Source organism: Paenibacillus sp. PastF-3, assembly GCF_029893135.1.
GTDB lineage: Bacteria > Bacillota > Bacilli > Paenibacillales > Paenibacillaceae > Paenibacillus_AQ > Paenibacillus_AQ nitricinens.
The window spans coordinates 42,906-57,961 of the sequence record NZ_JARXWM010000020.1 but is presented as its reverse complement, the minus strand read 5'-3'; the positions used below and the strand labels follow the sequence as shown (position 1 = coordinate 57,961).

Annotated in this window: 13 protein-coding genes; 12 read left to right on the top strand and 1 reads right to left on the bottom strand. The window is 44.3% G+C overall.

Features of this window, described 5'->3' with window-relative positions:
* The first annotated feature begins 37 nt into the window (after positions 1–37).
* Positions 38–283 (top strand): hypothetical protein, encoded by a 246-nt coding sequence (locus M2444_RS27985; protein ID WP_280788635.1) that lies wholly within the window; start codon positions 38–40, stop codon positions 281–283.
* Here M2444_RS27985 and M2444_RS27980 read toward each other — a convergent pair.
* Positions 276–710, bottom strand: a complete 435-nt coding sequence (locus M2444_RS27980; RefSeq protein WP_280788634.1) for a Crp/Fnr family transcriptional regulator — start codon at positions 708–710, stop codon at positions 276–278. The genes M2444_RS27985 and M2444_RS27980 overlap by 8 nt on opposite strands.
* A gap of 545 nt (positions 711–1,255) precedes the next feature.
* Here M2444_RS27980 and essC point away from each other — a divergent pair.
* Genes essC through M2444_RS27925 form a run of 11 tightly spaced genes read left to right on the top strand, consistent with a single transcriptional unit; the run spans position 1,256 to position 15,023 of the window.
* On the top strand, positions 1,256–5,242 hold the full coding sequence (gene essC / locus M2444_RS27975; RefSeq protein WP_280788633.1) for a type VII secretion protein EssC: 3,987 nt from the start codon (positions 1,256–1,258) through the stop codon (positions 5,240–5,242).
* Between the two features lie 20 nt (positions 5,243–5,262).
* The gene (locus tag M2444_RS27970; protein WP_280788632.1) at positions 5,263–5,970 is read left to right on the top strand and encodes a hypothetical protein; all 708 of its coding nucleotides are present in this window, start codon (positions 5,263–5,265) and stop codon (positions 5,968–5,970) included.
* A gap of 20 nt (positions 5,971–5,990) precedes the next feature.
* Entirely contained in the window at positions 5,991–6,242 is a 252-nt protein-coding gene (locus tag M2444_RS27965) for a hypothetical protein (RefSeq protein ID WP_094870399.1), read from the top strand.
* 27 nt (positions 6,243–6,269) lie between these two features.
* Positions 6,270–7,730, top strand: a complete 1,461-nt coding sequence (locus M2444_RS27960) for a hypothetical protein (RefSeq protein WP_280788631.1) — start codon at positions 6,270–6,272, stop codon at positions 7,728–7,730.
* A 21-nt stretch (positions 7,731–7,751) separates the two neighbouring features.
* On the top strand, positions 7,752–8,099 hold the full coding sequence (locus tag M2444_RS27955; RefSeq protein WP_094870401.1) for a hypothetical protein: 348 nt from the start codon (positions 7,752–7,754) through the stop codon (positions 8,097–8,099).
* Between the two features lie 21 nt (positions 8,100–8,120).
* On the top strand, positions 8,121–9,170 hold the full coding sequence (locus M2444_RS27950) for an SAF domain-containing protein (protein WP_076208263.1): 1,050 nt from the start codon (positions 8,121–8,123) through the stop codon (positions 9,168–9,170).
* 5 nt (positions 9,171–9,175) lie between these two features.
* On the top strand, positions 9,176–9,745 hold the full coding sequence (locus M2444_RS27945; protein ID WP_094878481.1) for a hypothetical protein: 570 nt from the start codon (positions 9,176–9,178) through the stop codon (positions 9,743–9,745).
* A gap of 6 nt (positions 9,746–9,751) precedes the next feature.
* A complete protein-coding gene (locus M2444_RS27940) occupies positions 9,752–10,585 on the top strand; it encodes a hypothetical protein (protein ID WP_280788630.1) in 834 nt (277 codons plus the stop codon).
* Positions 10,578–12,425, top strand: a complete 1,848-nt coding sequence (locus M2444_RS27935; protein ID WP_280788629.1) for an ATPase, T2SS/T4P/T4SS family — start codon at positions 10,578–10,580, stop codon at positions 12,423–12,425. The genes M2444_RS27940 and M2444_RS27935 overlap by 8 nt, the downstream gene beginning before the upstream one ends.
* A complete protein-coding gene (locus M2444_RS27930; RefSeq protein ID WP_094878483.1) occupies positions 12,422–14,503 on the top strand; it encodes a hypothetical protein in 2,082 nt (693 codons plus the stop codon). Before M2444_RS27935 ends, M2444_RS27930 begins: the two co-directional genes overlap by 4 nt.
* 13 nt (positions 14,504–14,516) lie before the next feature.
* Positions 14,517–15,023 carry a hypothetical protein gene (locus M2444_RS27925; RefSeq protein ID WP_094878484.1) on the top strand — a complete coding sequence of 169 codons (507 nt, stop codon included), beginning with the start codon at positions 14,517–14,519 and terminating at the stop codon, positions 15,021–15,023.
* Positions 15,024–15,056 lie beyond the last annotated feature (33 nt).

The following is a 15,056-nucleotide window of genomic DNA, read 5'->3' as shown; positions in this document are numbered from 1 at the left end:
TTCAGCCTGTGGTGATAAAAAAGCTACGATATTATCCATGGATGAAGTACGGGATCTAGTTCAGCAAGGCCAGGCGTTGTCGTGGAAGGATTTTGAAGGTTATCCCTTTGAAGACGTCGGTTCAGGCTTGTACATCCGCAAATATGAAATCAATGAAAACTACCATGTGTTGGTTGGTGGCGGAAGTGTTGATACAGCTCCTCTGTATATAAATCTTGTCAAAAGAAACGGAGAAAAGATCGATATCCGTTATGATGACATCGATCATTTTATCCTCAATTAAATGACTCCCGTTGGAGCTGTATCGTTAATAAATAACTTGCAAGTCGTTCCTCGACAGCGCCTAGTAAGTTCGTTCGTGATGCGGATGTGTAGGTTAGAAGCTTGTAAGAAAGATGTTTCTGCAATAAATCTTTAAAGCAATGGTTATCCATTTGGTCAGATCCAACCTTTTGTTTCGGGATAAATAAGAGAGAGGTTTGTTGTACCGCTTCCACTTGTGATTGAGCCACAACCTCCTGCACGTATTTAATGTCCCCGAACAATGACAAGGGTGAGCAGAACCGTAATAACAAGGATTTTGCCGTTCCCACACTAGAAAAGACCTTAGTACGCCCCTCCACTTGAAAATAAATTCCGTCCAGCTCATCGCCCTCATGCAAAATGATTTCATTCTGCTCGTAAACACGTATTTGGATTAAAGAATACATCAGGCAGCCTCATACGAGGTTGTCTGTTTGCATTTGCTTAAACATATATGAGATTTAATACCGGGAAATAGTTCGAGTTAGCAGGGATTTCCTAGTTTTTTCACGGGTTGATTCCATCCAGAAGTATGAATTCTCTCCAGTTTGGTAGAATTGGTCTGATACATAGGATCTAAAATGGAATACCTGATACAAAAAACTCGTAATTTTACTCCTGAGAAGTAAGATGAACAACAAGAAATGAAGAAAACATAAAAAAGTAAATGTGCCAAATGTCTTAAATTATATCAAAAAGAAAGTGCGATTAGGTGACCTTAGAACTGGATCTATATGCACTAGTAATTTTACTTTTATGAAAATAATGGTAATTTATTGGGGATCTTTGAACCATTTTAGCAAAAAATGTTATGGAAAATATAAACTATTTAGTCGTCGAACCGATAATGCAGTATGTATCTCCTAAATTGGAAAATAATTTATTTTTTATTTAAAATTTACACTATTTATTCTTGTTAATCCAAAATTCCTATCCAGTGGTGATGAAAAAGATGAGTACTCAAGAAATGCTAACTAATCAGGTACAAAGAACCCCTCGAATTAAACCGAATTACCCGGAAGGCGAATTGGTTTTGGAGGATCCTGCCCGACCATCGGGAAAACCAACCTTCTCATGGTTGACGATTATAGTCCCTCCCATCGGGATGTTAGTCATCTCTATATTTATGTCAACATTGACCAGGTCGTTTACCATGCTGATTTCAACCATGGGTATGACTGTTCTGACGGTCATGGTTTCAATTTTGAATTATAAATCCAGTGTGAAAAAACATCATGAACAGAACAAAAAACTTGAAAAGAAATATCTCAACTACTTATTCCAGGTTCGTAATGATTTACAAAGTGCCGCCAGTACGCAAAGAGAAGCCTATACATATATCCATCCAAGTATTCAATCTTGTGTTGAAATCGTACGGGTGAGAAGCAAGCAGCTGTGGGAAAAAACCGGAATTGAAGATGACTTTTTGAATCTCAGGGTTGGTGTTGGTATCCAGCCGATTGCTCTGGTGCCAATATATAGCTCGAAAGCGAAAGCGATTGACGATGACAACCCACTTGAAGAAATCGCCAGTAAAATATGCGAAGAGATGTATTTTGTGCGAGATATTCCGGTCTACATACCGCTAAGGAATATTAATACGCTCGGAATTTACGGCAAACAGCAGGAGGTTCGTGATTTCCTCAATGGTGTTCTAGTTCATTTAACAACACACCAAGGCTACGATGATGTAAGGGTAATATGCGTGATGCAGCCTGATGATCTGGAACACTGGGAATGGTTGAAATGGTTGCCCCATACATGGAATAAAAATCGAAGCCAGAGAAGTTTGGCTACAACATCCTTTGATGCCTCCAATATTGCGGATGAATTACTTCCAGAGCTTAGAAAAAGAGAAGAAAACAGCACGAATGGTTATGGACTACAGCCAATGCAGACCCCGCATTATGTTTTTCTGGTTTTTGCTCCTGAACTGTGGGACAGCACGGATATGATGAAGTATTTGCTCTCGGCCAATGCTTCACTTGGGGTGACCAGCATTTTTACATCGGAAAAGATTGATGTTGCGCTGCCGCTGAATTCCCAGGCTATTCTGGAAATCAAGGATGGTAAGGGGATGGTTCGAAAAGATACTAATCAGCTGTTAAGTCATTTAGCGGATTATTTTTCTGCCGATTCTCTGGATAAAAAAAATTCAGAGTTTTTTGCCCGTTCTTTGTCTCCGCTCAGAATTAAGGAAGGTCAAAATAACAGCTATATCCCACCAATGGTAACTTTTCTGGAGAGCTTTGAGGTTGAGCAGGTAGAGGCTCTAAAGGTATTGGAGCGCTGGTCAAAAAACCAGGCTAACCGTACATTGTCCATTCCTCTGGGGCTCGGGGCAGGCGGGAAATTTCTTTTGTTCGATATGCACGAAAAAAGCTATGGTCCACATGGTCTAGTAGCCGGCACTACCGGATCGGGGAAAAGTGAGCTGCTTCAGTCTCTACTTTTGGGTCTGGCAGTGAACTTTCATCCGCATGAGATTGCTTTTGTACTGATCGACTATAAGGGTGGAGGAATGGCTAATGCTTTTCTTGGACTTCCACATCTGGTGGGGACAATCACCAATCTTGGCGGTAATCAGATCAATCGGGCCCTTGCCTCCATCAAAAGTGAGCTTTTGCGGAGACAGCGACTGTTCAGTGAAGCCGGAGTGACCAGCATTGATAATTACATCGTTCTTTACCGCAATAAAGAAGTTAACCTTCCCTTGCCGCATTTGATCATAGTGGTAGATGAGTTCGCAGAACTTAAATCAGATCAACCGGAATTTATGAAAGAGCTAGTCAGTGCGGCACGGGTCGGAAGAAGCTTGGGGATTCACTTAATATTGGCAACACAAAAACCTTCTGGCGTAGTCGATGACCAGATCTGGAGTAACTCCAGATTTAAGCTATGTCTGAAGGTGCAGACACCTTCGGATAGTCAGGAGATGCTGAAACGCACGGAGGCAGCAGAGATCAAAGAAAAAGGCCGTGGGTATTTGCAAGTTGGTAATAATGAAGTGTTCACTTTGTTCCAATCCTCCTGGAGCGGAGCGCCTTATCAAGCAGGGGAGACAGATCAGGATGGAAGTCCAAAGATGGATATCGTTTCACTAAGTGGTGAACGCAGAGCTCTGATTCCTAAGGTGAAAAACAGTGATCATGCCTCGCAACTAAGTGAGCTGCAGGCTGTGGTTAATCATATAGCTGCCATTTCTGCTGAGCAATCGATCGGAGAGGCCTTTCAGCTATGGCTGCCTCCACTTCCGGAGACTATGACTTTAGTGGATGTTATGGATCAGAATCAGATCTGGGATGGGCAATCATGGAAGCAGCCAGATCAGAATCTTATTGCCACCGTTGGACGAATTGATAATCCGTCAGATCAGGAGCAATACAATCTGGATATTAATTTTAATCAGGATGGACATTTACTGGTTTATGGAGCACCGAGCAGCGGTAAGACTACGCTGTTAAAGACAATTATCATGTCCCTCGCCTTGAAATATGAACCTGATTACGTTCATTTCTATATATTGGATTTTGGTACACGCACCTTGGGAGTATTCCACGAGCTTCCACATGTAGGGGATATTATTTTTCCAGAGGACGAACAAAAGCTTGGAAAACTGATCAGTTGGTTGTTGTCCCAATTGGATGAACGCAAACGTAAGTTTTCTCAGCTTGGAATCAGCAATTTGGTCTCGTACAGTGCGGCCACTGGAGAGAAGGTTCCTTACATTGTTATTCTACTCGATAATTACACAGGATTCTCAGAAGCCTATGATGACTTTATCTTAGAGCTTTCCAAGTTGGTGCGTGAAGGCGGTAATTACGGGATATACTTCGTGTTCGCTGCCAATGCTGTAAACTCTTATCCTTACCGAATCAGCCAGAATATTAAGCAGGCTCTAGTATACCAAATGTCTGATAGATTGGATTATTCCAGTATTCTGGGCAGAACAGAAGGGATGGAGCCAACGAATACAGTAGGCCGCGGACTGCTCAAAGATAACCGGATTCTGGAATTTCATACCGCGCTTCCTGTGGATGGCAGCTCGGATGATCAGATTGCTGCCTCTCTCCGCCGGATTAGTTCGGAGATGAAAGCAGTGGCAGGTGTGAATAACCCTGTGGGGATTTCAGTGATCCCGGACAAGCTTTCACTGGCAGAGCTTCTGGAACGTGTGCCGAAGGAACAACCGCAGGGGAATTATCAGGTACCGCTCGGGCTGGATTGGGATACTACACTTCCGGTAGAGATCAATGTAAAGCAGGTTAGCAATTTTGTAGTGTCTTATACTACTCAAAAGCATGTGGATTTTAGATTTAACGCCTTAATACAAGTTCTTGATAAATCAGCAGGTGAAGTAACTATGGAATTCCATCTGTTTGATAGTGGTGTTGTCAGTATACCGAGCTTGAAAGCTAGTTCAACGATTACCCGCTATATGTGCACAGCTGAAGAGTTTTTACAGCTCACACAATCTTTAGTGGATCAGCTGCAACTAAGGAAAAATGATGCACGGCAAGCTTTTGCAGATGCCCAAAACCGTGAAGAGTTTGACGAGGCAGAGTATATTCTGTCTAAGTATCCGCTTCTCGTCATTGTAATGCCTCATCTTAAGTCCGCTTTTGATCTGATGGAGAATGATTCACTGGATCATTTGGAGCGGGTAGCGAGGTTTGGCGGTGGACTTGGTGTAATGCTGCTGGTCGGCAGCGATTCGTTTGAACTGAATCAAATGCAATTGGTCACTGATTTTGCGGGTGAACTGATTAACAGTGGACATGCGTTGTTGTCCGATGGAAGACCCAATGATCATTTGTCTTATGCTCCACTACTCGAGAGTATGGAATACCATGAGCTGAACGAGGTATTGGATAATACTGAAGCGATACTGCTAACTGAGGGGACCATTTCACGCCTCAAAATGATTACAGAACTATAGATAAGCAGGTGAAAAAAGCGATGAAGCCGGCTCGTGAAATGTTTGAATTGCATCCTTTAGAAATTATCTATTTGACTGCATTGATAGGAGGAACTAGTTTTCCAGGTCTGGAAATCGATCTCAAAGACGAGTCGGAGCGTAATTTACGCTCCTTAATGGATGCTCAGATGAGGTCGCTGGAAGTGAAGGGATATTTAGAGGTTGATTTTGCGGGGCTCGCCAAAGTGAATGAAGTGCTTCATAGAGGTATCGCTGTTGCATCCAGCTGCAAATCTTATTTTTGCCAGCTTATGCATACGAATCGACAGACTTGCAAGGTCTTCTATTTTGTTCAGGATGAAGTTTGGTTTGAACTTGAGCATCAGCCGGAAAGTAACACCTATAAGCTTCAGGAGATTTATGCATTACATGAGCTGATGTATCAGGTCATTGAGAGAATCCCTTTAGTGTGGGAATTGAGCGATAAAGATAAATTACAAAAAGCGATAAATAAAGAAGTGGATTTTGAAACGTGGGTGGGAAAGTCTCTACTAGCAGGTGCATTCATAACTTCCTTGGCAGAAATCCAATGCATTACCGAGGAGGCACAGGTGATTCGCGAACTGAACCTGTTGATTCATGAAGATCAAATGTGGCTGCTGAGCGGGGGGGAAGAAGACGCCAGTCAAACCACGCAATCCTTGTCTACAGTAGTAAATGAATTATGTAATTGGCTGCAAGAAGCTTAACAAATCTGGGGGATCAGACTATGTCAACTGCACTGACTACTTTTGTATTTAAAGGTGAAAGAGAGAAGTATTTGGATTTGGAAGTCTCTCTTTCTATTTCTACAGGGCAATGTATCGAGCTACTTAAGCAAGCCAACTGGCTTCCGGATCACTGGGAATTTAAATGTGAAGCCAGCCGTACGGGCGAAGAATGGATGGAGTTGGGGCCGCATGCTGTTCTCGCAGAGATTATACAAGGGGACGGAGCCATAGTTCGTATTTTGCCCTATTGAGCTGGGAGATCGTAAAGGAGGATTCCTATGAAAAGCGTACACTTAGTCTGCTCACCTGAACTTATAATGCTGCTATCCAGGTCGCTGGAGCATGAGGGTTATGTAATTTCCGGTAAACATTCTACATTACATAGTTTTATAAGTGGTTTCAGTAGTAAGGAAGTCGATCCTTCATCCATTGTAATTATGGAGGGCGGCGCGGGTCTGGGCACACCGGTCAAGGCTGCGGATATTATCAGTTTCATGACACTGATCCGCAAATATCTTAAACATACTCGGCTGATCGTTCAGTTAGACCCGGCGCTGCAAACGGATATTGAATTTATACGGACCCTGGTAAATATGAACATACATGATCTTCAGTTCACTACGGAATTCCAGGGCGATGATCTTCTGAATTGGATCAAAGAGAAAAAAACTACAAGGGATTATTATCATATCCTGGGTAAAAAGAAAGGCCTTTTTTCTTCGTTTAAAGGCTCATCATCAAGAGTAGCTTTTGACGCGGCAGTGGAAGAGGCACCGTCTGCTCCTCCGAGACCGGTGGAGTCGCTTACCCGTCCACAGCCAGTGGCGGCCGGTTCCAGAACTGTAGCAGATGCCGCCAACAGGAGACCATCCGTTGCTCCTCGCTCTTCAGCAGGATCAACTCCGTCAAGACCGGGGCCTCCGGCCAGAAAGGAGACCCCGTCATTAACCGAAGCGGAAACGCTGGAGAGTCTGGAACAATCTATTCCGGTAGAAGAAAAATCTACGCCAGCAGTTAGTGCGAGAATTCTGGGCAGTAATGTACCACTTGTCATCGGAGTTTGTGGTGTCGGAGGGGAAGAAGACGTAGGTGCAGCGGCGTTTCTACTGGCCGCGGGTCTGGCAGAACTGGGCTGGAAGCCCCTGGTATGCGGAGATGACAGGCCCGAAATCAGTTCGCTTGAACAGATTGTTTTTAAGGGTGAGAAAGAAGATTCGGTTTCTACCATGTTCGAATATGAAGGAGTCACTTTCTATCGCAGAGGGTATTCGTGGGATATTTCGGAGCTTTTGGCCAGTGAGTTCACGCATATCATTCTATGGGTGGATATCCATCGGGAGCGGAAGGGCACCAGCGGACTCGAGCTGTGGTGGAACTCGCAAATTCCTATTTTGGTAGGCAACGGGGCTATGTGGAAGTATGAACTGCTGAAAGAGAAGCTGAACACCCTTAATCCTTATGAGCGCAAGCGGTGCAGGCTACTGCTGGAAAATGGACATCAGGAAGTATTACAAATGTTGAAAAAGGATTTTGCAGAAATTCAAACGACTCTGATGCCTGCACATCAAGATCCTTTGTATCCAGATAAAGCGGCTGTTGAATGGGTAATGAAGCTGCTGACCGTTCAGAAAAAGCTCTTTCGCAAGCAAACGCTGCTCTGGGGAATTGTTGGGACGGTTTTGTTTGTGACCTTGTTATTAATAGGCATTGGATTTTCATTTGTTCCGGAGAGCCGGTAATTATCAATCAGGAGGCTGGGTATGAATTCAGGTATGGTAAGGGGCATTGCTTTTGATTGCCATCGACTTCTCTCCCCTGCCCAGGAGTGCAGCGATAAGATGAGAGCAGCAATCACAGGAGTGTCTGGTTATTGGGTAGATTTGGGTGGAGAAGAGTTTAAGCAGCATTGTGAGGAATGGATAAAGAAAATGAACGAATTTAAAGCCGCCATAGCCCAAATTGAATCAAATATGATGAAATATGCAGATAAATTACAGGTGGAGGAAGAGAGAGCAGAGGCAGCCAGAATTAAGGAAGCTGAAAGACAAGCCACCGAACGGGCAGCAGCGGCAGCGGCGGCCGCAAAATCGAAAGGGAAAATCAAATAGGGATGGAAATGAGGTCTTGAAGTGGCAATACGTAAGCGGAAAAAAATACTGAGATATACGATCCTATCAGGTTGTCTTGTTGCCGTTGCCACATCCGGGGTATGGTTTGCAACTTATCGCCATTATAACGCTAAGTTGATCGACGAGCGGGCAGCTTACGAAGAACAGCTGAATGATAAAGATGAAGTCTTGCAGCGCTATATGGATCAATCCCAGACAGCGTATGTTCTGATATCTCCAAAGCTAGCTGGAGAGGTGATTACCGCTGAGGATGTAATGGAAGAGAAGCTACCCAAATTCTCCTCACCGGATAATCTGATCAGTGAGTCTAAAGCGATTGTAGGCAAGTACTTGAAGATTGATGCATTGTCAGGCACAGCGGTAACTACTGAAATGGTACGTGATGAAGCGAGATTGGAGCCATCAGAACGAAAAGAAGAGACTGAATATATTAAACTGCCGCTTCGGTTAACGAAAAAAGATGTCGTAGATATTCGGATCGTTTTCCCGAATGGCGAGGATTACATAGTCGTAGGAAAGAAGTCGCTGAAGGACGTAGATTTAGCGAATCAATATACATTTTTTAATGACAATGAAGAAGAAGCACAGCTCCTGCAAGCTGCCCTGGTGGATGCATACATAAATAACGCGGAGCTGTATATGAAACAGTACGTAGAACCGGAGCTTCAGCCTGAACCTGTAGTCAATTATGTCCCTAATCTGGATGTACTTGGAGTAATTAAGGATAATCCTTTCATTATAGATCAGGCCAAGTGGAGTCTTGCTGCCAATCTTCGTAAGGAACTGGAGAAACGGCTCGAAGTTATGGAGGATGAAGATAGAATTCGTGTGGGAGCACAGGCACCAAGCGGCAGTGGTGTGATCCAGAGAAAGGCTGTGCAGGGAGCGGCGGCAGCAGAGGAAGCTGCGAAAGTTGATGACAGCCAATCCGTGAACGGAGTGATAGATCGGACCAATCAAGCGCCGATCGATTCAAGTGCAGACCAGAGTTCAACGGGTGTGACGAATAAAGAAGCAGCCACAGATGACAGTCTGCTGGAAGGAGAGTGACCGATTTGCACATTGTTGTCGCAGGGGATTGCGAGAAGCACGATTTCATACTGGCAGCGGCTATTCTGTTGAAAAGTTATTTCAACAACGATGTCATGATTATTTCGGATAACAGCAGGAATTATCAGTATTTTGAAGGCGAAGTGTCTGGTATAAAGATTGCTGATTCAAGCGTAGCTGACAAACCGGATATCGTTCTGTATGACTGGCATCATGGGTATCCTGAGGGTCTTGAGGAGGAGATTATTGTCTTCGCAACCACCTATGAACGTCAGGCTATGGAGAACGTAGATATGTTGCTGGATCAGAAACGGATGCCTACTGTACTGCTTATCATAGAAGAAGAATGCGGACTTGGACTGAAGTATGTGGATAAATATTATCCAGTGATTACTTCAAAAATCAGTTACATCAGTAGTCCGGAGCGAAGAATTGATTGGGTCCATGATGGAAGGGTGGATCTTAAGGTAGATAAGGATTTTGCTGAAGCTGTAAATGACTTTTTGATTGAAATTTGCGATGTTCCAAAGCAAGACATCAAGAAGCTATGGCAGTATGCAAGGAAACGGGGGTAGGTAATTGTGCTAGTGGCTTTCTGGGGACCTGCTCAAGGGCAGGGGAGAACAACTTCGAATATGGCAGCTGTTGCGGCTACCATAGCGCTAGATCATCATATCCGCGTGTTAATGACACATACGCATTTGGAGCAAGGGGTGCTTGAGCATTTATTCTCACAGACAAGAACAACGCTTCAGTCTGCACAGACAACCGGCGGAATGGATGCGATTGAGAGATTAGTGCAGTGTGGAATGCTGACACCTGAAGGAATTAGAGATCATGCGGAGTCCATTCTTAAGGATCGGTTGGAACTGCTTAGGGGATCTATGAGTACTGAGAAACATGAGACAAAGCTCTTGCTTCCGCATATCTACAAGGATTATCGCAGGTTTTATGATTTGTTATTTGTGGACCTTTCCTCTGAAGATGATCCGGATGTTGTGTCTCTGGTTATGGAGCAGGCAGATTTGATTGTGGTTAACCTAAATCAGAATCAGGTCAGTCTGGATTCCTATTTTTTGAATAAAAACAAAGCTCCTGTGCCGAGTCATAAGCCAGTCCTCTATTGTATTGGGGCTTATGAGCGCAGCTCCAGGTTCAATAAAGAGAGAATTATTAAGCTGTATGAATTGAAGAAAAAAGCAGTAGGTGTTATCCCACATCATATTGGTTATATGGATGCTCAAAATGAACGGCGTTTTGTTCAGTTTCTATTGAAGGCAAGAGAAGCTAAATCCCGTTTTCTGGAGTTTAGTGAGGACGGAAGCTTCACTGAGGCGGTACGACATATGGGACAGCTTATTCTCCGGATGCTGGAGATTTCTCCAGTATCGGAATTGGATGCTGCGAATGATTAATCTGATTCTGATCTTTGTAGTCCTGATAGCTATTGGAGTGTTCCTGTACTTATGGCTGGGCAGACGTAAGGATGCTGCTCCACCTTCCGTCCAACTGAAATATGATATGAATGAAATCGTGCTGTTTCTGAGAAGGGCTTTTGAGGAGATTATAGCTGCGTCTCTTTATGAAGGAAGCCCAAGTGAGGAAGAATACAACCGTCGGAAGGCGCGGCGAAGGGAATTGCAGAAAGCGCTCCGAAGTTGCATGCATGGCGATCTATCCGCTAAGAAATACGTGAAGCTTTATATGAAGGATCTATTAGTTCAGACCTACGGTCTGGATGAAGGAAATGTAGATAAGATTATCAGCTTCGGCCATACGAATCGCTTGACTTCACAGGATTGCTTCGATATCTTGCTTTATGTTTTCAAAAAAGATCATGGTCAGAATGCATTTAATGTAATAGTAAGCAAATATAGCCTGGATACACTGCAAAAGCTGCCTGATGGATCTAAGGGGTATAAGATCACCGAAGAGCAGATTCGCCATATCTATCAGTCCGAGCAGCCGGGATTGTCCATCCAGGACAAGATTGAAATTATTGTCCAGAGAGCTTATCAAATTTATAAGGGGCTCGGCGTTATTGATGAGCTTCGAGATCAGAACATCGACGGAGTCAATGGAGGAACAAGTGGCATGCCTCCTGATGTCGTTCAGACTACAGATTTTCTGGAATATACGAAGCAGCAGCATTTCATACCACAATCCTATGATGCGGTGTGGACGTTCTATCGCGGAAAGTCGCTTCACCTGGAATTCTTAAGTTTTGGTTCTGAGAAGGAGCTTAAGCGGGTTTGCCAAAATATCTATGGGTTTGGTAACCCTGGACAATTAAATGAATCCAAGGGTTATATCATCAACGATATGGCTGATGGCAGCCGGGTCGTGGTTGTGCGGCCCAAAATGGCTGAAAGCTGGGCTTTTTTTGTCCGCAAATTTAACGATTCGCTCGTGGAATTGGATCAGCAGATTCAAGATCAAGGGGCACAGCTTGCGATTGATATGCTTGTTTTTCTCATCCTGGGCCATCAGGTCACTGCTATCACTGGCAGACAGGGCTCGGGGAAAACAACGCTGCTTAAGGCACTGATCAAATATATTGATGCGAAGAATATCCGGATTCAGGAGACTTCCTTCGAGATCTGGGCAAGAAAAATGTATCCGGGTAAAAATATTTTATCCTTTAGAGAAACCCCCTCCGTTAGTGGGCAGGATGGGCTGGATGTGCAGAAAAAAACGGATGGCGCTGTGAATATCGTCGGTGAGGCGGCTACTCATAGTGTGGTCAGTTATGTGATTCAGGCAGCCCAGGTAGCTTCTGAATATACATTGTTTACACACCACGGCAAAACACTGCCCAATTTGGTCAGCGCTTTGCGCAACAGTCTTATCGCATCGGGAGCCTTCAGTAACGAGAAAATTGCTGAGGTTCAGGTTGTTGAGGCGCTAGGCTTCAACGTCCATCTGGTCCTGCGTGCTGGGAAAAGATATATCGAACGGATTACAGAGATTATCCCGGCTGATCCCCAGTTCGAATATCCTCAGAACTACAAGGATCCTGAGAATATTACGGACAAGCTGGATGCTTTTATGGATACCGTGACCGAATATTTTGGCCGGATGACAGATCGGCGTTCCTATGACTATAAGGATGTCATTGTGTGGGAAGCCGGAGAATACGTGACCAAGCATCCGATCAGCAGCCGTAAAATCGATGAAATGCGCAAAAATATGGATGAAGAGGATGCACTAGGATTCGCTGCATTTCTTGAGAAGTATTGGGGGCAATCCGCATGAATCTGCAAAACCTATTGTTGATTATTTTAGGAACCTCGGGAGTGCTACTGGTTGTCCTGCTTGTGCTGCTTAACATAGTGCAGCGTAAATTGAAGGGAACACAATATCAAGAGCAAAGGCGACTAAAGGCTCTCCTGCCAACGAGAACAAAGGAAAAAAGATGGTTGGAGCAGGCCCATAAAACTTATCCGGTACTTGATGAACTGCCATTAGTGAAGAAACTTCTTCACCGGATGCGCTCGCGTCTGACCTTGGTTCATGCAGGCAATGAAATCATGATCAGAAGTCGCGCGGCTGCGCTGACGCTAATGATTGTTGCTTGTATTCTGATCATTTCGTTGAGTTCATTCCTCTGGACTTCATCCTGGGTAAGCCGTGCGACTATTATGCTAGTCTCAGTTTATCTTGGAGGTGTCCTTAGTGATCTCTTCATTGGGCGTTTAGTAAAGCAGATGTTATATGACCAATCGTCCATGATTCTGGATATTCGCCATGAATATCATCAGACACATATGGTGCAAGTCAGCTTGGAGAATTCTGCGGAACGTTCGAAACCAATGGTAGCCGTGCATGCCCGGCAGATTGCCGGGATTCTGGCAGCGGTGGACCCGGAAGATGAACTGCAGAAATATTATGAGATTGCACCTAACCGTTATATGAAGCAACTGGCTGGGGTGAGTTACAAAATAGGTGAATATGGTGATGCGGATATCCATAAAGGGGAGCGTTCGATTTATCTATCGATGCTTGGCAATATCAGAGAAGAGATTCATATGGATATTAATCGCCGTGAACGAATCGATCGTTTGTTATACGGTATCGTTTTTGTAGCCATTTCACCGGTATTCATGCTGGATCCAATCCGCAATTGGGCGGAGGGGATGTTTCCTATTGTATCTAATTACTACAATTCGGCCTGGGGGTTATATTCTTTAATCTTACTGTATATCACGTTCATAATATCGTTTATTGCCTTGCGGATTCTCAAGGGTGTGGATGAAGACACGCAATCTATCAAAGATGAGGGTAAGTGGTTAAATCGGATCCTGAAGAAAAAATGGATTTTCAAACTGGTGGATCGGATCACGCCGGCAGAACATGAGCCTCTTCATTTCAAGGTAGCCGGCAAACTGAAGGATGCTAACTCTGGGTTGTCGCAACATGCCTTCTTTTTGCAGAAAACACTAGCGGCAGTCGTTATCTTTACGTTGATCGTATCGCTTCAATTCTCGATCCATGCCAATATCAAGCATAACATCCTGTACCCCAATAAGCAGATCACCACAGGCGGCAATCAGACAGAATCTCAGAAGATGCTTAGCGAGGAACGGTACGCTTTTGAGCAGACTTTAATTGGAGAACTGGTAGCGAAGGATATTACACCGGATCAGATGTTGCCCTACATTCAGGAGAAAGCGGAGAATAAGTCTTTCCTTCAGAACAATCTGAACCAGAATGCCTATGCTGCACAGTTAATGAACAGGGTAGAGCAATATCATGAGGAGTATTACAAATGGTATGAGCTTTTGCTGGCTTTTGGGCTGGCGTTGGCAGGGTTTTATCTTCCGGATGCTTACTTAATCATTCGTACTCAGCTGCGAAAGTGGGAAATGCAGAATGAGGTGGATGGCTTCAATACACTTTCCATGATGCTGTCTCAATTTCCGAATATCAGCGTGTACGAAATGATAGAGTGGCTGCATCGTTACAGCTATATTTTTGAGCGGCAACTGCTGCGCTGCATGCTGGATTATGAGGCTGGAGGCTGGAGTGCTATTGAGAATCTGAAGGAGGACGCACGTTTCGTTCCCCTCGAACGGCTCGCAGACCGCTTGCAGGTGGCAGCCGATCTGATCCCGGTGAAGAAGGCGTTTGATGATATGGATGCGGAAAGAGCATTCGCGATGGATCAGCGCAAGGAGCACTATGAGAAGGTCATCAGCAGGAAAAGTACACTGGGTAAAATGTTTGGGTTCTTGCCGATGCAGGCAACGTTCACCTTATATTTACTGCTTCCCTTCGTCTATATGGCCTTCCAGCAGCTGGGTGACCTGACTGTTGTAACTGGCAAAATGTGAAGGAGATACAGGCATGGAGAATATAGCAAGCTTTTTGAAAACAACGATATCGATTCTGATTACGCTGGCCATTATATCATCCGGTCTGTTCTTGTGGGGGAAGACACAGCCAGTTGTCGAATTGGCGAATAGCCAGGCGGCGGCACAGGCCAGGGAGCTTTCGGAGCAGCAATATTCCGCATTTGACAATCAGATCGTCAGCGGCTCCCAGATTCTTACGGCTTATCGGAGGTACGAATCGCAGCAGGGCTTCTGCTTATACATTGAAAAACCATATGCGAATGGTCAGAATGAGGCAGAAAGAAGATTTAGCATGAATCCAAACGGAGAAGGTTATTGCCGTGCGTTTGATTATTCCAGTGGGAGTTTCAAAGAGGGACCTGATACTAGAGGTGTAGATGTAGAAAAAATCTCGGAGGCTTCAGGAAGATATTATATTAGTCCGCAAGCCAGATTTAAGGCTAAGCTGATAAAAGATAAAAATGAGCGGATTGCAGCTATTTATTTCATTGCGGAGTAGATGCGTAAAGAGCAAAAAAATAAAACTAGCTTC

Excerpts from the sequence above, each read along its gene's own strand:
- M2444_RS27955 (WP_094870401.1), top strand. The coding sequence starts at position 7,752 with ATGAATTCAGGTATGGTAAGGGGCATTGCTTTTGATTGCCATCGACTT.
- M2444_RS27935 (WP_280788629.1), top strand. The coding sequence starts at position 10,578 with ATGATTAATCTGATTCTGATCTTTGTAGTCCTGATAGCTATTGGAGTG.
- M2444_RS27985 (WP_280788635.1), top strand. The coding sequence starts at position 38 with ATGGATGAAGTACGGGATCTAGTTCAGCAAGGCCAGGCGTTGTCGTGG.
- M2444_RS27925 (WP_094878484.1), top strand. The coding sequence starts at position 14,517 with ATGGAGAATATAGCAAGCTTTTTGAAAACAACGATATCGATTCTGATT.
- M2444_RS27970 (WP_280788632.1), top strand. The coding sequence starts at position 5,263 with ATGAAGCCGGCTCGTGAAATGTTTGAATTGCATCCTTTAGAAATTATC.
- essC (WP_280788633.1), top strand. The coding sequence starts at position 1,256 with ATGAGTACTCAAGAAATGCTAACTAATCAGGTACAAAGAACCCCTCGA.
- M2444_RS27965 (WP_094870399.1), top strand. The coding sequence starts at position 5,991 with ATGTCAACTGCACTGACTACTTTTGTATTTAAAGGTGAAAGAGAGAAG.
- M2444_RS27980 (WP_280788634.1), bottom strand. The coding sequence starts at position 710 with ATGTATTCTTTAATCCAAATACGTGTTTACGAGCAGAATGAAATCATT.
- M2444_RS27930 (WP_094878483.1), top strand. The coding sequence starts at position 12,422 with ATGAATCTGCAAAACCTATTGTTGATTATTTTAGGAACCTCGGGAGTG.
- M2444_RS27960 (WP_280788631.1), top strand. The coding sequence starts at position 6,270 with ATGAAAAGCGTACACTTAGTCTGCTCACCTGAACTTATAATGCTGCTA.